The sequence below is a fragment of the Methylobacterium sp. WL103 genome, from assembly GCF_008039885.1.
Taxonomy (GTDB): Bacteria; Pseudomonadota; Alphaproteobacteria; order Rhizobiales; family Beijerinckiaceae; genus Methylobacterium; species Methylobacterium cerastii.
On record NZ_VRUX01001258.1, the window covers coordinates 1 to 483 of the forward strand.

The 483-nt window shown below is 74.1% G+C and carries 1 protein-coding gene; it reads left to right on the forward strand.

Features of this window, described 5'->3' with window-relative positions; genetic code table 11:
• A partial coding sequence (locus tag FV222_RS28905) for a Mur ligase family protein (RefSeq protein WP_246685730.1) occupies window positions 1-483 on the forward strand: 483 nt, incomplete at both ends.

The following is a 483-nucleotide window of genomic DNA, read 5'->3' on the forward strand; positions in this document are numbered from 1 at the left end:
GCCCGCGACCATCGTCGCGGTGACCGACACCGCGGGCAAGAGCTCGGTCGCCGACTTCGTCCGCCAGATCCTGTCGCGGATCGGGCGCGCGTCCGCCAGCGTCGGCACCGTCGGCATCGTCACCGACCGTGGCGCCGCCTACGGCTCGCTGACGACGCCCGACCCGGTGACGCTGCATGCGACGCTGGCGCGGCTCGCCGCCGACGGCATCACGGACCTCGCGATGGAGGCCTCCTCGCACGGCATCGAGCAGCGCCGCCTCGACGGCGTGCAGCTCGCCGCCGCCGGCTTCACCAACCTCGGGCGCGACCACCTCGACTACCACGCGACCATCGAGGACTACCTCGCGGCCAAGCTGCGCCTGTTCACGACGCTCCTGCCAGAGGGGGCGCCAGCGATCGTCAACGCCGACGGCGCCTACGCCGACCGTGTCATCGCGGTCGCGACCGCGGCCGGCCACGACGTCCGCACCACCGGCCGCGC